Here is a 1,490-nt window from a genome sequence, read left to right as displayed (position 1 = left end):
CTCGCCCAGCAGGGTCTGGCCGGCATAACGCGGGTTGATCGGGATCACCCGGAAGCCCTTGCCCTGCAGATAGAGCATGGCGAAGTAGGATGGCCGCATCTCGTTCATCGAGGCGCCGACCATGGCGATGGTCTTCACCTCCTTCAGGATCCGGCGGAGGTCGGCATCGGCGTAGCGCAGGGGGGCGGTCATGGCGGTCCAGGCGGCAGGGAAGGGCAGGGTGCGGGGGTGGCTCAACCGTTCGGCCAGACCGGCTTGCGCTTCTCGGTAAACGCGGCGACCCCCTCGCCGAAATCCGGGCCGGCCGCGTTCTGGACGATCACTTCCGTGGCGTGCCGGTAGGCCTCCTCCAGCCCCATCCCCGCCTCGTCGTAGAAGGCCCGCTTGCCGAGCGCGATCACGTCGAACGGCTTCTCCGCGATCCGGGCCGCCAGGTCCCGCACCGCCCCGTCCAGCTCCGCCTTGGCGACCACCCGGTTCACCAATCCTACGCGCAGCGCCTCGGCGGCATTGATGAAGTCGCCGGTGAACAGCATCTCCAGCGCTGCCTTCTGCGGCACGGCCCGGCGCAGCGCCACGGCCGGCGTCGCGCAGAACAGGCCGTACTTCACGCCGGACGTGGCAAAGCGGCTTTCCTCGGTGCAGATCGCGAGATCGCAGGCGGCGACGAGCTGGCAGCCGGCCGCGGTCGCGATCCCGTCCACCCGCGCAACCACCGGCTGCGGGAGGCGGGCAAGCTTCACCATCACCCGGGAGCAGTGGCTGAACAGCTCGGTGAGCGCCGCCTCGCTGCGGTCGGCCGCCAGCTCCTTCATGTCGTGCCCGGCCGAGAAGGCGGCCCCGTGCCCGGTCAGCACCACGACCCGCACCGAGCGGTCCTCGGCGATCTTGTCGAGCTGCGCCTCCAGCTCGGCCAGGACCGGCCGGGACAGGGCATTGAAGGCCTTGGGCCGGTTGAGGGTGAGCGTGGCGACCCCGTCCTGGTCGTCCCGCAGGATCAGTGGCTCGTTCTGGATGATGGTGCCGGACATGGCGGACTGGTCCCGGAAGCGCGGATGCGGCCTGTGAAGGGCTGGCTGGAACCCTCAATATAGTGTCGGGCTGGGCTCTCCCACCCCTGACGGCAACGGATCAGCTGCTGTCGCCGTCCCGGGTGTGGGCATCCCAGCCCAGCATCGCGATCCTGGCCACGGCTTCCAGCTCGCTGCGACCCGCGCCGTCGCGGGCCAGGATCGACATGCCGCTCTGGACGGTCTGGACGAACCGGGCCAGTGCCTGGACATTGATCGAGGCCGGAAGCTCGCCCTCGGCCACCGCCTTGCCGAGGCGCGCCTCCAGGCGGTCGAGCATGGCGGCCCGCGCCGAGCGCATCCGCGCGTCGAGCTCGGCATGCCCCCCGCAGCCGGCCGACGAGAGCGTCACCATGCAGCCTGGCGGGTTGCCGTCGCACGTGTCGGTCAGGGCCGAGGCCGAATCCAGCAGAAGGCATT

The 1,490-nt window shown here is 70.3% G+C and carries 2 protein-coding genes and 1 pseudogene; all 3 read right to left on the bottom strand.

From position 1 onward, the window contains the following. The coding region (locus EQG76_RS18775; protein WP_235031449.1) for a CoA-binding protein at window positions 1-237 on the bottom strand (237 nt) is incomplete at its 3' end. Further along, window positions 234-1,031, bottom strand: coding sequence for an enoyl-CoA hydratase (locus tag EQG76_RS18770; RefSeq protein WP_159715900.1), 798 nt, complete (start codon window positions 1,029-1,031; stop codon window positions 234-236). The genes EQG76_RS18775 and EQG76_RS18770, both read right to left, overlap by 4 nt. A 100-nt stretch (window positions 1,032-1,131) precedes the next feature. Next, a pseudogene (locus tag EQG76_RS18765) lies at window positions 1,132-1,490 on the bottom strand (TetR/AcrR family transcriptional regulator); the annotation flags it as partial.

It is taken from the genome of Geminicoccus flavidas, assembly GCF_009806515.1.
GTDB lineage: Bacteria > Pseudomonadota > Alphaproteobacteria > Geminicoccales > Geminicoccaceae > Geminicoccus > Geminicoccus flavidus.
Note: the sequence above shows the minus strand (reverse complement) of the source record. Positions and strands in the feature narration are given on the sequence as shown.

Coding starts and splice junctions, on each gene's coding strand:
- EQG76_RS18770 (WP_159715900.1), bottom strand. CDS start 1,031: ATGTCCGGCACCATCATCCAGAACGAGCCACTGATCCTGCGGGACGAC.